Annotated in this window: 12 protein-coding genes and 1 pseudogene; 8 read left to right on the top strand and 5 right to left on the bottom strand. The window is 55.5% G+C overall.

From position 1 onward, the window contains the following. The 5 genes from AQ1_RS08530 to AQ1_RS08510 form a co-directional block, all read left to right on the top strand. Nucleotides 1-350: hypothetical protein (locus AQ1_RS08530; RefSeq protein WP_462687119.1), on the top strand; the 350-nt coding region annotated here is incomplete at its 5' end. Between the two features lie 12 nt (nt 351-362). After that, nucleotides 363-656: a hypothetical protein gene (locus tag AQ1_RS15140; protein WP_150007228.1), complete on the top strand. Its 294-nt coding sequence runs from the start codon at nt 363-365 to the stop codon at nt 654-656. A 293-nt stretch (nt 657-949) separates the two neighbouring features. Next, the gene (locus AQ1_RS08520) at nt 950-1,780 is read left to right on the top strand and encodes an undecaprenyl-diphosphate phosphatase (protein ID WP_042086294.1); all 831 of its coding nucleotides are present in this window, start codon (nt 950-952) and stop codon (nt 1,778-1,780) included. A 118-nt stretch (nt 1,781-1,898) separates the two neighbouring features. Further along, on the top strand, nt 1,899-3,326 hold the full coding sequence (locus tag AQ1_RS08515) for an MmgE/PrpD family protein (RefSeq protein ID WP_052371134.1): 1,428 nt from the start codon (nt 1,899-1,901) through the stop codon (nt 3,324-3,326). Next, the gene (locus AQ1_RS08510; RefSeq protein ID WP_042086293.1) at nt 3,326-4,159 is read left to right on the top strand and encodes a nucleotidyltransferase family protein; all 834 of its coding nucleotides are present in this window, start codon (nt 3,326-3,328) and stop codon (nt 4,157-4,159) included. Before AQ1_RS08515 ends, AQ1_RS08510 begins: the two co-directional genes overlap by 1 nt. A gap of 9 nt (nt 4,160-4,168) precedes the next feature. Here the strand turns inward: AQ1_RS08510 and AQ1_RS08505 are convergent, their stop codons facing one another. Then, nucleotides 4,169-5,761 (bottom strand): methyl-accepting chemotaxis protein, encoded by a 1,593-nt coding sequence (locus tag AQ1_RS08505; protein WP_161760512.1) that lies wholly within the window; start codon nt 5,759-5,761, stop codon nt 4,169-4,171. Beyond that, nucleotides 5,751-6,224, bottom strand: a complete 474-nt coding sequence (locus tag AQ1_RS15135; RefSeq protein WP_042086289.1) for a hypothetical protein — start codon at nt 6,222-6,224, stop codon at nt 5,751-5,753. The genes AQ1_RS08505 and AQ1_RS15135 overlap by 11 nt, the downstream gene beginning before the upstream one ends. A gap of 412 nt (nt 6,225-6,636) precedes the next feature. On the opposite strand from AQ1_RS15135, the gene AQ1_RS08495 reads away from it, so the two are divergent. Further along, on the top strand, nt 6,637-6,918 hold the full coding sequence (locus AQ1_RS08495) for a TMEM165/GDT1 family protein (protein WP_042086288.1): 282 nt from the start codon (nt 6,637-6,639) through the stop codon (nt 6,916-6,918). A gap of 280 nt (nt 6,919-7,198) precedes the next feature. Beyond that, nucleotides 7,199-8,668: a porin gene (locus tag AQ1_RS08490; RefSeq protein ID WP_042086313.1), complete on the top strand. Its 1,470-nt coding sequence runs from the start codon at nt 7,199-7,201 to the stop codon at nt 8,666-8,668. A 7-nt stretch (nt 8,669-8,675) separates the two neighbouring features. On the opposite strand, the gene AQ1_RS08485 is transcribed toward AQ1_RS08490, so the two are convergent. From AQ1_RS08485 to AQ1_RS08475, 3 genes are all read right to left on the bottom strand, one after another. Continuing rightward, entirely contained in the window at nt 8,676-11,678 is a 3,003-nt protein-coding gene (locus tag AQ1_RS08485) for a hypothetical protein (RefSeq protein WP_042086286.1), read from the bottom strand. A 48-nt stretch (nt 11,679-11,726) separates the two neighbouring features. Continuing rightward, nucleotides 11,727-12,518, bottom strand: a complete 792-nt coding sequence (locus AQ1_RS14510; RefSeq protein ID WP_052371133.1) for a fimbrial biogenesis chaperone — start codon at nt 12,516-12,518, stop codon at nt 11,727-11,729. A 139-nt stretch (nt 12,519-12,657) separates the two neighbouring features. Further along, nucleotides 12,658-13,161 carry a DUF4402 domain-containing protein gene (locus AQ1_RS08475; protein ID WP_042086284.1) on the bottom strand — a complete coding sequence of 168 codons (504 nt, stop codon included), beginning with the start codon at nt 13,159-13,161 and terminating at the stop codon, nt 12,658-12,660. Nucleotides 13,162-13,951: 790 nt separating this feature from the next. Here AQ1_RS08475 and AQ1_RS15450 point away from each other — a divergent pair. After that, nucleotides 13,952-14,118, top strand: a pseudogene (locus tag AQ1_RS15450) (urease accessory protein UreG); the annotation flags it as partial. Between the last annotated feature and the right edge of the window lie 7 nt (nt 14,119-14,125).

Here is a 14,125-nt window from a genome sequence, read left to right as displayed (position 1 = left end):
GCAACGCTTTGGGAATCCCGTTTATGAGTTTACGGCCTAGAGAAATCGAAGGACTACATGAGCGGCAAAATTATTTACTTGCCAGAGTCCGGAATGTCAAAAATGACCTGAAAACGGGCTTGAGCACGGAGGAGCAACAGCGGAAGGAGGAAGATCAGAAGCTTGACGCTATGATGAAAGAGGCGGTGATTGGTGGTATACATATAGAGTTGATGGGACTGGCCTTCCTTATATTCGGTGTGCTGCTCGGCACGATCCCGGAGATACTCGTCGTCCTCCCCGCTTGGGTTTATAGCTCAGTTCAATCGGCCTTGGCTTTTTTTGACGCCTTGTTGCTTGCTGCTAATTAGAAGGGGCTTGCTATGAGACGATCAGTTTATGGCTCCACGAGCTTTCCAATTTCAATATTTTTGTTGGCATTTCTGGTCTCTGGCTGCTCTCACAGCGTCTATGACTTGCAGCCTCCGGAAGCGGTGCGGGCAACTGATGCTCCGGTGGATTCTCTATCTTATGAATATGCATGGCAAACATGCCAAGAGCAATTTGCCCAGACGCGCTATGGCGCCAGCGGCCATCGTTTCGCCATAGCGGATTGCCTTCACAGGCTGGGCTGGGATGTGGTCAATAAAACCGACTGGGTAGCCGGACGTATTTAGCGGTACGATTTTCACATAGTTTTTGATAATAAGACTGTTAGAGCCATTGATGGGAGCAATGATCGTGGATGCGACGCTCCACAAGGCTTCCTTGTTCTTAGTGCATCGAACCCATGGCCAAGCATGATTGATGAGAGACTGGACGCAAGGGTAATCGCGGCTTAATCTGCGGGCCTTGCTGGCCAAGACATCTTCCACTAAGCCTTCCGTAAAATCTTCTCATAAGCCTGCCACCAAATCTTCCGCAAAACCGTGCCGTATTTGAGGGAAATCCTGATAGCTATGGTCTATTCATGCCGGGACTGATCACAGATATCCCCTTATTATACCTGATTTTTCTGGCGATCATTCAGGGGATCACCGAGTTTTTGCCGATCAGTTCATCGGCGCATCTGATCCTGGCCCCGGTTTTAACCGGCCAGAGCGATCAGGGGCTGGCCATCGATGTGGCCATGCATATCGGCACGCTTTTGGCCGTGATGCTTTATTTCCGTGCCGATGTGGTCCGGCTTTTTCGCGGCTTTTTCGATAGCCTGCGCGGGGCGAAAACCCCTGATGCCCGCCTCACCCAACAGATCATCGCGGCTACGGTGCCGGTGGTGATCGCGGGTTTTTTGTTGAAAGATATTATCGCCAATGATTGGCGCAGCCCCGTGCTGATCATGGTGACTACGGCGCTTTTTGGGGTTGTTTTAGGCTTGGCGGATCGCCGCGCCGATCAGGCGAAAGGCGAGATGGCCGATTTGCGCTGGCGCGATGTGCTGATCATCGGGCTGGCGCAGGCTTTGGCGCTGGTGCCCGGGGTCAGCCGATCCGGCATTACCATGACAGCGGCCTTGTTTTTGGGCCAGAAACGCCCGGATGCGGCACGTTTTTCCCTGCTTTTATCGATCCCCACCACCGCTGCGGCGGGCCTTTTGGGGCTTTATGATCTGGTACAATCGGGCAATGCCGCCTTGCAATCCGATGCTTTGATCGCGGGCGTTCTGGCCTTTTTCAGTGCCCTTTTGGCGATTGCCGGCCTGATGGCCTGGCTGCGGCGGGCGAGCTTTATGCCGTTCGTTCTTTATCGCCTGTTTCTGGCGGGGGTGCTGGCTGTTTTATTGCTCATCGGGGTGATCTAGACACTTTCAGGCGCCCCTGTGATGTGCCGACAACCCTGTGATGTGCCGACAAAAAGGTTTTACAGGGCCGGTCAGGCGTCATAAAAAGCAGCCAGAAAAATTGAGGGAAGCTGCAATCGTGTCTCATAATCCTTTGGAAGCCTTTGGCGCATGGGTGGCGACGACATCCGATGATTGGCACGCCGAAGCCCGGGCATCGGCGCATCGCGAATTGATCGATATCGTGGCCGTGATGATCCCCGGCGCAATCGAGCCCGCCACGCAAATCGCCCTGAAAACCATGGCCCGCTGGGGGCTGGGGGATTGCGCCATTGTCGGCTCTGAGCATAGGCTGTCGGCCCCTTTTGCGGCCCTTGTCAATGGCACGGCGGGCCATGCCCTTGATCTGGATGATAATTTCGACCCCCCCAAAGCTCACGCCACCACCGTTCTCGCCCCCGCCCTTTTTGCGTTGGGCGAAGAGATTGATGCCAGCGGCGAGGCCATCATCGATGCCTATATCGTGGGTTTGCAGATCATGGGCCGGGTGGGCCAGGGGGTGAACCCCACCCATCGCAATCGCGGCTGGCACGCCACCGCCACCGTTGGTGCTTTGGGGGCGGCAGCGGCCTGCGCCCGGCTTTTAAAGCTTGATCAGCCCAAAGCGACGGCGGCGATTTCCATCGCCACATCCATGGCGGCGGGGTTCATGTCGCAATTCGGCACCATGACCAAGCCGCTCCATGCGGGTCTGGCCGCCAAGGCCGGGGTGATGGCCGCCAGCCTTGCCCGCGATGGCCTGACCGCGGGGATGGAGACCCTTGATGGTCGCACCGGGATGAACCGGCTGATGGTTGGCCCCGATTATGAAAGCCTGCGCGATGCCATCCAAAATCCCGAACATGGGCAGGTGCTGCGCTTTGAAACGCAGGCGGTGGGCGAGCCTTTATTGATCACCCATCATGGCTTTCGGGTGAAACGCTTTGCCAATTGCGGGGCATCGCACCGGGCGATGGATGCCATTCTGGATCTGAAGGCCGAACATGGCTTTGGGCCAGATGATGTGGCGCGGGTGGATGTGCATCTGCCGCAGGTGCATGTCAATAATCTGATGTATGATGATCCGCAAAATGGTCTGCAAAGTAAATTTTCCTTCCCCCATTGCTTATCCCTTTGTTTGGCGCAGGATCGGATCGGCCTTGAGGATTTCACCGATCAGGCGGCCCGGCGCCCCGATTTGCGGGCGCTTTATCCGCGCATTCATCTTCATCCCATAGATAAGCTGGAAGGCGAATGCCCCACCCGGGTCGAGATCACCTTGCACGATGGCCGCCATTTATCGGAAACTCGGCCATGGCCCAAAGGCAGTCTCGCCTTGCCCTTCAGCATGGACGATTATTGGGAAAAATATGAAAGCTGTGTTGCCGGATATTTACCTGCCGATGACGCATCGGCCCTGCGCCGGGCTTTGCGCGATTTGCCCCAGCTTTCATCTATTGCCGAGATGACACGCCATTTTGCCCGCCCCTTTGGCGTGAAATCTTTTGGCGCGAAAGGATCGCTTTGATGAACACGCAGATCGATCTCACCCCCCTCGCCACGCCGTTCACTGCGCTGGTGCTGGCTGCCGGACGCCGAGGCGCCGAAGATAGTGTGGCAAGGCTTCAGAAGATCTCGCATAAATGCTTTGTGACCATCGATGGCGAGGTGATGCTGGAACGGGTGATCGCCGCCCTGTTCGATAGCGGGGCCATTGATCGGGTGCTGGTTTCCATCGAAGATGCGTCCTGGCTCAAATCCTCGCCGCGCCTGAAGGCATGGTTTGAGGATGGCAGGGTGCTTCACGCCATGAGCCAGCCTACATTGGCCGATAGCATTTTTGCAGCGGCAGAGGCAGTGCCCGATTGCCTGCCTTTGGTGATCACCACCGGCGATAATGCCCTGCACACCCCCGAACTGGTGCGCGATTTTTGCGATCAATTTTTGGCCGCTGATCAGGATGTGGCGATTGCCTTCACCGATCAGGCAACCGTTGATCGGGCCATCCCCGGCTCGGGTCTCAATTATCACCAGTTAAAGGATGGGGGCTGGTCGGCCTGCAATCTTTATGGCTTGCGAAACAAAAAAGCGCTGGCGTCGGTGGAAACCTTTCGTGGTGGCGGCCAATTTGGCAAAAAGCATTGGCGTATTCTGAAGGCTTTCGGGCTCACCACCTTTATTTTATATAAGCTGAAGGCGGTGACATTGGCGGATATGACAGCGCGCACGGGCCGTGGCTTTGGCCTGAGCGCCAAGGCCGTGGTTCTGCCCTATGCTTATGGCCCTATCGATGTGGATAATCCCGCCAGTTTTCATCTGTCGGAACGCCTGTTGCAGGAGCGCCGCCAAAGCAAAGGCTGAGTTCCGCCTTTATGCCGCCTTTTGGCGTGTTTCATCGTCTTTCTCAGCCTGAACCGCCAATTCGCTCAGGAAATGCTCCACCTGCTGGTTCAATTGCCGGGCGAGTTCCGATAGGGTGCCTGCGGCTTGCGAGGTTTGATCGGCCTCTTTTCCCACCTGCCCGATCATATCGTTTACGCCGGTCACGGCTTCGGTGGCATCCGATGTTTCGGCAAGGGCGGTTTGGGCGGATCGGGCAATTTCGCGGGTGGCGGCGTCTTGTTCTTCAACGGCGGCGGCAATGGCGGTGGTGCTTTCATGAATGCCGCGCACCACGTCGGATATGGTTTCGATGGAGCCCACCGTGCCATCGGTCATTTTTTGAATTTCATGAATGCGGCGGCTGATTTCTTCGGTGGCTTTTGCCGATTGATTGGCCAGCGCCTTCACTTCGCTGGCAACCACGGCAAAGCCCTTGCCCGCATCGCCTGCGCGCGCGGCTTCAATGGTGGCATTCAGCGCCAAAAGATTGGTTTGCTCGGCAATATCGGAAATCAGGGTCACCACATTGCCGATGCCTGAAGCCTGTTGGGCCAATTTCCGGATATTCTCCATCCCGCTTTGGGATTCATCGGCGGCTTTTTGGGCAACCTTGCGCGATCCTTCCACCTGCTGGGAAATTTCCGATATGGATGCGGTTAATTCCTCGGCGCTCGATGCCACGGCGGCCATATAGTCATGAACGCTTTTGGTGGCCCGATCCATCTTCGTGCAGCGTTCATTGCCAAGTCCGGTCAGCTTGGCCAGGGCATCGGCATTGCCGGCAAAGCTGTTTGAAGCTCCGCTCACATCCGCAACGATGGTGCCCACCGTTTGTTTAAAGGTGGCGGCCAGCGCCTGCATCTGCTGCTTTTGCTCTTTGGCATGGCGGGTGCGCTCTTCGGCGCGTTCGGCGCGCAGTTTTTCCCCTTCGATGCGGGCTTGTTCGGCTCGAGCCAAAGCCTGCCGGGCATCCTGATTGGCTTCTTCTTCGCGGCGGGCATTTTGTTCGGCGATTTGCGCAGAATGCTGGGCGGTCCCCAAGGCATCTGCCACTTCAGCATGGAGTACCAAGCTTTTGCCCGTAAACCAATAAAGCACACCGGTTTCCACGATCACGATCACAGCATGCAAAACCACGCGCCAGAAACTGCCGCCATCGGGGAAAACCCAGGCCGGGATCGCAAAATTCAAAAGCAGATGATGCCCTGCGGTGACTGCTGCCGCCACAATCAGTGTTTTCGGGCAATTAAAGGCCGAAACAATGGCCAGAACGGCAAAGAAATACATATGCATATCAATTTGCCAGGGATGCCCCTTCAGCGCAAAAACCAGCAAAGCCGCCTGGCTGACGGCGGCCACCGCGATCATCGTGCGATGAATGAGCCCACCAGCCCCCGTGGTGATGCTGAGACTGGCGCATAAGCATAAAAAGGCCGAAGCAATCGCCGCTGCCCAGGCCAGCCCGCTTCCGACCAGATAGCCTGCCAGCAAAATGATCGGGGGATGCGCCCATAAATAAGCGATGAGGGTTTTGCCAGCCTGCGCGCGCAGGCCATCAAGGCTTTGCATATCAGAGGACATGAGAGGGCTCCATTTGATAGAGGGCCGCAGATTGATCCGGGGCCATAAATTCATTGCGGGAAAAGGCTTCAACATTGCGGGCCAAGGGCGCTTTCGGTTTGCCCGCACAGCCGGTAGCACCAGCGGGATCGATCACAATCATCGCGCCAGCAGCCCATAATCGACCGGGCAGGCCGGGGGCATCGGGATGTTTGCCGATCACCAGCAGCAAGGGGCCGGGCTGCCCCAGCACCAGGGCTTCGGCCTTTTCCACCGCCTGCATACGCTGCGCCAGGCTCCAATGAGGGGGAAAACCGGCAGCCACGGCCCCGCTTTGCGGCGGCCACAGGCTGATGATCCCGATCAGAAGAAGGGAAAAGAGCGCAAAGCCCAGCGCAGGCCAGATGGATTGTCGGGGCAATCGGATTCGAGCCTGAACCGGATCAGACATTTTGGCAGGCATGGATAAGCGGGCAGGGGTCATGAGTTTGGGACTTTATGACAGATTATTTTCAGCTGTTCAATGTAATATAAAGAAGTAAATTTTTCGTGAGTAATGACAAAGAAGATATGGAATAGCGCTGTCTTGCGAGTTTCGGGCGTTTTGGGCCATTCCCCGGCCGACCGTCTTTGAAAAGGCGCTTGCGCTTGGGGATGATTATGCTAGCTTGCCGCCCATTGTAGGGGAGTAACTGTTTCTTCCGGCAGGCTAAAAATCTGCAAGAAGAAAGAATGTATCAACATAATTGCCCGGCATGGGTGTGGTGCATTCGGCTTGATCGACCGTGAGCGGCGATCATTGGCTTGGTGAGACTTGCGATATCTTCAGCCGCCCCATGGCCGGGCCGGCTGTTTGATGTCGTTTTTTTCATTAATGCCCGGCCCGGAGACTTCAGATGCCCATATCTTCTTTACTGGCGATTTTCATCACAGTTTTTCTGGCTGAACTGGGTGATAAAACCCAGCTTGCCACGGTTTTATTTGCCTCGGAAGAAGGGCGTAATCCGTGGCTGGTTTTTGGGGCGGCGTCTTTAGCCCTTGTGGCCTCAACGGCGATAGCGGTTTTGCTTGGCACCTTTGCATCGCGCTTTCTTGCCGATATCCCACTCAAACTGATTGCCGGGATTGGCTTCATCGCTATCGGGGGCTATAGCATTTTTGAACATTTCAAAGGCTGAAGGGGCGCGGAGGGGGTTCGCCGCATGGCCTCCTTATCCGGGATTCTGACTGGCTGGTTTGCCATCAAAGCATATCTGACCTATTAGTCAGGTTATTTGTCGCCGCCATCTTCCCCGGGCAATCTTAATTCTTCGTTTTTGCCATGATCGGCTGGAAAGATGGGGCGGCAAGAGGGGAAAGATGCCATGAAAATGTCATAGATATGTCATCTCAAGATCATGGCGATCTTGTGAAAGCTGATGAACCTGAAGGCGGAAAAGAAGGGAGCGGGCGATGATCATGGGCCGAAGACTGAAAAATATTCTGGGGGCGAGCGTGCTTGTTTTGTTGTCACACCAGGCCAATGCCCAGACCGTTGAAGAGCTTCAGGCCCAGATTGATGAACTGAAGGCGGCGATCAAGGCCCTGCAAGCGGCGCAATCGGCAGACCCGACCCCAAGCGCCCAGCCTCGGAATTTGGAGCAGGCGGAAAGGGCCGCCCAGCCCGATATCGCGCCGCTTTCGCCTGCCGAGCGTAGCCAGCCAACCCAATTGGCGGCTGAAGACTCTGATGATATCGATGATCCCACTGCGATGGCCGATGGATCGCAGGCGACAAAGCCATGGTATGATCGGATCAAAATTCGCGGTTATGCCCAATTGCGCCATAATGAAATTGTGTCGGGTGATGAAAAGGCCGAGCCCGGGCAATCGCGCTTGCGCTCCGTGCATGATCGTTCGGTTGGTGATGAGGAAAATTTCTTTCTACGCCGCGCGCGGCTGGTGCTGCAGGGCGATCTCAGCGATTATATCTCCTTTTATTTTCAGTCGGATTTTGCCTCCGGCATCAATAATCAATCGAATGGGGAACGGCGGGAGAATTTTGTACAGCTTCGTGATGCCTATGTGGATGTGCATCTGGATAAAAGCCATCGCTTCAAGCTGCGCTTGGGGCAATCGAAAGTGCCCTTTGGCTGGGAAAATCTGCAATCCTCTTCCAATCGCCTGACCCTTGATCGCAGTGATGGCATCAATAGCGCGGTCCCCGGTGAGCGCGAGGTGGGGGTGATTGCCTATTATACGCCGGTGCATGTGCAGCGCATTTGGGATCGGTTGGATGCCGATGGTCAAAAGCTGTTTGGCAATTATGGGGCTTTGGGGGTTGGCGTGTTCAATGGGCAGGGGGCAAACCGCTCTGAACAGAATGACAAGACCATGCAGGTGGCCATGGCGACCTATCCCTTCGAACTGGATGGCGTGGCTGATTTTCTGGAAGGCCAGGTTTTGGAAATGGGGATTTCCCTATTGCGCAATCGGGTGCAGCCGGAAATCCGCACCGGCGGCGTGAGCGAGGAGATTTTCAAGGATTCCCGCGCTGGTTTTCATGTCATTCTTTATCCGCAGCCCTTTGGCTTTCAGGCGGAATGGAATTGGGGGCGCGGCCCGGAATTTGATGTTGCCACAGGCCAGATCGTCGAGAAAAACAATAATGGTGGCTATATCCAGACTATGGTTAGGATCGATGATTTCCCCATGGGTGAATTGATGCCCTATGGTCGCTGGCAGCGCTATCGCGGGGGATGGCGGGCGGCCACCAATGCCCCCCGGCTTGAAACCGATGAACTGGAATTGGGCGTGGAATGGCAGGCGGTGGATGCTTTGGAATTGACCCTTGCTTATGCCCATATGAAAAGGCGGGAAGCCGATGAGCGGCGTTTGGGCCGCGCCGAAGGGGATGTGATCCGCACCCAGATTCAATGGAATTATTAAACCGCATCTAGATAATGGCTGGCGCGGGGGGGATGATCATCCGCAAGGCGGGGATCGATGGCACCACCGCAGGCGGGGGGCTTTTCAAGCGGATTTTCAGCCGGGGAATGAACAGCCGATCCGGGGCGAGCGCCGGGGCGCGAATGCCCAAAGATAAGCGCAGATGGGGTGGTTCGCCGCGCCCGAAGATGGCGGGGGCCGGCCGCAAATCATCCAGCAAAATAAACGGGATGGGGAATTCAAACTGAAAATCAAGACCGAAAAGGGCTTCTGTGTCTTCATTCAGCTCCACCGCCCGGCTTTGGGGATCAAGGCCGGGCACATTGGCCACCAGTTCATAGCGGCCATAGGGCACCTGACCAAAATAATAATAGCCGTCAAAGCCTGAAATCTGTTCGATTCTCTCACCTGTGGCGATGCGGCTTGCATCGGCGGGGATCAGAAAAAGGCGGGCCCCGCGACCGGGATCGGTACGATTGAAGCGCGTAAAGCGGATCGTGCCATCGATTTCCCCCGTGGGCACGATGGGAAAATCGATGAAGGTGGTTTGTCCGGGGCGCGCCATCACCCGCACATCGCCGCGCACATCGGCCAGAAACGGATCGCGCAGGGAAATTTTTTCAATCACCATGCGCCGGGGCAAATAAGGCGAAACCCCTTGGATGAAGGTCATCCCGGTTTCATCGGTGGCATCCGACATTACCTGCCCTTCAAGCCGGAATTTCACATCCGGCAGGCCGATTTCGCCGGGATCATGGCGGCCATTGGCATTGCGATCCACAAAAACAAAGGCCGCCAGCGCCCCCCCGGTGCCATTGGGATAAGAGCTGAAATGCAGGCGATCATCGCGGGGATTATAGCCGCTGGAAACCCGCAAAGACAGCCCCGCGCCAATGGCGCCATCGGTATCGAGGCTGCCATTCAAAGCCAGTGAAAATTGTTTGAAATCATAAAAGGAACCGGCGGAAAAACTGGTAAGATCGCTATCCAGATTGCGGCGTATGGTGCCCTGCACCCCAAAGCGATTGGCCAAACGATAATCGATGCCGAAATTGGCTTCGGTCAATCGGCTATCGGGGAAAAGCTCGGTGCGCAATTCGCCGCGCAGATTGGTCCGCCCCAAAAGGGTCCCCACACGAAAAAACAGATCACCCTGATCGGAACCGATGGTTCGCAGGCGATTGACCTGCTCCAATGTGGCGCTGAACCGTCCGATGCGTCGGGTGAGGCGACCGCCAATCTGCCAATCGCGATCATCGGCGGTGGTTTCCCGCCGGCTTGCGGAAAAGGTCAGGGGGAAATGGCCCAGAAAGCCCAGATCAAGGCTACTGGCCAGATCAATCTCGGTGATCCGCCGCAGGGAATCGCGAAATTCGGAAATATTGCTCAGGGCGCTTTCCAGCCCGCGAAATTCCTGATGCGAAAGGCTGATGCTGTTTCGTCCCAAAAGGGTTTGCAGATCCCCACGCAGGCCCACTCCGCCGCTTTCATCGGCCACCGCATTCAGTTCGATCAATAAAGGCCCGATGCCTGCCAGCAGATTGGTTCCAAAGAAGGTGGTGTCTTTGGTCTCGCTCAAAAGCGAGCTTTGCCCCGGTTCGGATACGCTCGCCCGGGTGATTTGCAGCCCCAGCGAAAGGCGTTCGCTGATGCCATGATCAAGCTGGAAAACACCGCGCAGATCGCCCCGATCGGGGTTGATCGAGGCTTCGCGCCGGGTGCCGATCAGGCTGCGGTCGATCTGATTGATCGCCAGTTCCATCTCGGTCTCCCCAGCCTCGACAAAGGCAGCGCTTGATAGAAATCGTTCCGTATGCTCCCGGCGCTGGCCTTGGGGGCCAAATAAAACGATGCGAAACACATTCATGCCGCTCACGATGGGCACATCGGTAAATTCATAGCGCCCGCTGCCGGTTTCACCGGTTTGAAAGGCGATCAGGGTGGTATTGCGATAGAGTTCGGCCTCCCAGCCTTCGGGCAGATCACCGCGCAGGGTGATGCGATTGCCCCGGCTGCGGCGATCACTGCCATAGGTGGATAAACGCAGGCCCCGGCCAATGGTTGATCCCCCCACCAGCGGGGCGATGGGGGTGGTGATATCGCCCGCCTGCCAGGCCCGCAGGCCCAAGGGCGCGGCCCCTTCTTCAACGAATTCCCGGCCCAAAGTGAGCCTTAATGAGGGGGTTTCCGCCCCCCCATCCGAAGAGAGCGCGCCATTGATGAACAGGGATAAATCCTGCTGGGCAAGGCTGCCTGTGGCCTGGATGGAATAATTGCCGCGCAGATTGGATTGCGATTCGCTGTCCTGGGCGCTCAGCGCCAGATTGCTGTCGATGAAGGGAACGGTGATGCTTTGGGGTTCGGCATAAAAGCGTGGCAGGCTGCCCATCTCCCGGCGCTGGCGAAGCGTGCGGCGGCGATCTTCGGCGGCCAGCCGCATTTCCAAAGGCAAAGGCGTTTGGGATGAAAGCTCGATGCTCAGGCGGCGGATATTGAAAAAGAAATGAATGCCCAGCCAGCGTTCGATCAAAAGATGGGGCACATAAAGATCATCGAAATGGCGTTCGGCATCGCCGGGCTTCAGGCGGCTTTCCCGGCCATCAAACCGGATGATCCCGGCATCAAGATCAAGCAGAAAGGCTCGCTTTTCTTCAAAAGCCCAGCCTTCGGCCCGGCCTTCAGCGGGCTTTACCTCAATCGCCAATTCCACATTTTGAAAAAAGGCCGAAAGGGGAATCCAATAAAGATCGGGATCATCTTGATCTTGAAAGATGAAAAACCCCGGTGCCAGCAGAAAATCTTCAAGACGCAGATCGAAAATCAGCCCTTCTTCATCGGGCCGTTCAACCAGATCCATCAAATCCGGGCTGTTTCCTTCAGCCGTTCCCGTTTCAGCGGGAGCATTTTGGGCCGCCGCTTCGATGGGTTTGAGGGTAAGATCAAGGAAGAACAGCAAACAACACAGAAAACCGGCATAAGCAAAAGCTTTTATCTGCGCTTTATTTGCCACCGCCTTGCTTGACCTTGTTTTGGGTGGACCGCATACGCATGATCGCGCTTATGGCACGCTGATCTGGGTTTGCGATAAAACCGGCCCATCATCCAGCATCCGCAGTTCTAGTGTTAAAGGCGTGTTTTTGAGTTCCGGGGCCAAGGATGACAGATCAATGGGAAAATCGAGATAGCCCGTGCTGAGATAAACCGCCAGACCATTGATCCGGGTGACTTCGCTTGTTCTTGATAAAACAACCAGATCGGCGCGCAAATGGCGGCTGCCTTCATTATATATACGAATGATCGGCTGTCCTTGGGCATCAAAACCGGCAGGCTCGATCCGCCCGGCGATGGAAAGCTCGCCAACCTGCACGAAAATCGGAATGGAAAAGCCATAAACGATATTGAGCGACACACTGAGTTCTTCAGGATCGGGATCATCTTCAATGGGTTGGCTTGGGGGGATGCTTTGCAGCATCAAATGGCTGCGATATTCGCCATCCGCCAGATCCGGCGGCGTGCGCAGCATCAGCCGCACGGTTTGTGGCTCGCCGGGTGGCAAAATCACCTGCCGGGGCGAAAAGCGGATCATGCCATCGGCAAAGCCTTCGCCCTCGGGCGGGGTGTCGATGGCTTCCATCTTACCATCATGGCCTTGGCGATAATTGATGAAGCTGATGCGATAGGTTGATCGCTCGGTTCCACGATTGAACAGGGTCACCGTGGCGATGCGGTTTTCCGGGCTGAGCTCGACCCTTTGGGGAAAGGCCGATACCCCCTGCGCATGGCCCGGGGTGGCGAGCAGCAGGAAGGATAAAAAACCAAGGGATGTGAGACAGTTGAGAAAAAATTTCATAAAGATGTTTCACATATTATTTCAGGCTGCGTCAATATCTTACCTATTATCTGGCGCATCATCTGGCGCATCAATAAAAAATGGGTGCATCGGAAACTGATCCTGAGTGCACCCATTTTTTATTTAAAGCTAAGGCCGATCAGGGAATATCGACCTGAACGGCATAGGTGCCGGTATAGGCGCCGAGCGCTTGTGATGCGCCGATATTAAGGGTGCCGCCAACCGTGAAGGTGCCGGTGCCGCCCGTGAGGGTGACGGTGGGCGCACTGCTCGTGAAGGTATCAAGGACCATGGTATTGGCGCCTGATGTCAGGTTCACGCCGGTGGCAGGCAGGGTGATGGTGGCAACGGCAGCGGCGGGGCCATCAATGGTGAAGGCACCGGCTACGGGCGTGCCCGTGGGGGTGAAGGTGCCGCTGGTGGTGCCATCGGTGGCCAGAACGACCGTACCGGCGGTATTGCCTACCGGCAGGGCGATGGTCGAGAAATCCAAAGCCACATTCTGGGTCACGCTCAGGGCGCGAACGATTTCGGCATTGGCATCACCATTGGTGTTGGCGACCTGCTGGGCAGAGGCGCTGGAAATGCCCAAAGCAAAGGCAAATGCAGCGGCAGAGAGTTTAGTCAGAAATTTGATGGTCATGATCGTTCAATCCTTGAAAATGAATACGGATCGCCTGTGGGGTTGAAAGGGAAAAAGATATATCGGTCGATCAGCAATCCGTCGGTCCCCAGAGCGTTAGGGAGAGTCCGGGGACCGGGCAAATAGTATTTTTTCTAAAAATTTTCCGTTTTTTAACAATGCGTTAATTAACGTTAAAAGCTTGGTTTTTATTAAGAAAATTCATCAAAAAACATTAACCATCTGTGATTGTTTCAAAAGAGTGCGGCTCAATGAGAAATGATATGAAACTCTAGTGCTTTTGCCTTTGCGATGCATCATTTGAATGATTACAATCTGCATGATCTGTTAAGAAGTCAAAGTGGCTTTTGTCATGCTCTGGTAATATTTGGACATATATCACAATAGCGTGATATTTGACATATATTCTATGTTATTGGTGGAAAAGCCGATATTCGCGATTAATCTGGCCCTGCCCCTCGCCAAAAGCGCGAATCGTTCAGGAGAGTCGGCAGGAAGGCATAGTCGGATTCGCAAACGGATTCGCAAACGGATCCTGGGACTCAACACCTTATCGCACTGGTTTTAGACCGCATTCTTTTCTCTCACCGCCAAGCCGGCCCTTACCATAGCGTGCAGTGCCGGGCGCTGATGTTTCGTCACTCTTGGGCTTGCATCCGCCTCTTGTGCGCTGCACAATGAACCTTTGATGCTGGTGAATGCGGCGATCATGATAATCTGCGGGTGCGCCGCTCTATCGCCAAATAGACCATCAACTCTGGTTTTATGGTCGCCCGCCTTTTTTGGGGTGAAGATCGATCTGGCGCCATTGGTGGGGCCTCCCTTGAGGTGATGGATCGCGATAGCAAAAAGATGCGGGGCGCCCGGCCTTTTGTTTTTTGCAATATCCGCGCTGGCACAGGGGTTGAGACGGTGGCGGATTTCATTGTCTCGAAGGGTGGATTGCTGCCACAGTGATGGGCCA

It is taken from the genome of Iodidimonas nitroreducens, from assembly GCA_000710935.1.
GTDB classification, from domain to species: Bacteria; Pseudomonadota; Alphaproteobacteria; order Sphingomonadales; family Rhodothalassiaceae; genus Iodidimonas; species Iodidimonas nitroreducens.
This window is presented reverse-complemented; position numbering and strand designations above follow the sequence as displayed.